This is a genomic window from Vibrio sp. 1249-1 (genome assembly GCF_033340495.1).
In genome coordinates, this window is the sequence record NZ_JAWOWJ010001178.1 from 1 (window position 1) to 516 (window position 516).

The following is a 516-nucleotide window of genomic DNA, read 5'->3' on the forward strand; positions in this document are numbered from 1 at the left end:
TTACCTTGAAGAAAAAGGTAACGCGACCGAGCATCTTGATGCGGTGAAAGCATACCGCGCGGAATACGGCATCTAATTTCCCACTTTTCCAATTCAATAAAAAAGGTATCCAATCGGATACCTTTTCTTTTGCGATTTATTTGTAGCGAATGCCTTTGGGCTCGGTTTCATCTTGCATGGTTTTGTAGCGTTTGTGCAGCCACATCCATTGCTCAGGTGCTCGCAAAATCACTTCTTCCACGTACTTGTTCATGTAAGCAGCCGCAGCCACTTCATCTTTTTGTGGGTAATCGGCTTCAATGCACTTATCAGCGATGATTTCGTATTTGCCTTCGTCATTGCGGAAACCAGAACCTGGAATGATCGCGCATTTTGATGTGTAGGCTAAAATGCTGGTGCCGGTTGTTGTACAAGCGTCATCAATGGCAAAAAACGGCACGAAGACCGATTTATTGCGGCCGTAATCGTGGTCAGGTAAGTAGAACAAACGCTCGCCGCTGCGCAGTACACGAATCA

2 pseudogenes are annotated in these 516 nt (G+C 45.9%); one reads left to right on the forward strand and one right to left on the reverse strand.

From position 1 onward, the window contains the following. Positions 1–76: pseudogene (gene pyrE, locus R7Z50_RS31120) on the forward strand (orotate phosphoribosyltransferase); the annotation flags it as partial. Between the two features lie 60 nt (positions 77–136). Here pyrE and R7Z50_RS31125 read toward each other — a convergent pair. After that, a pseudogene (locus R7Z50_RS31125) lies at positions 137–516 on the reverse strand (lipid A biosynthesis lauroyl acyltransferase); the annotation flags it as partial.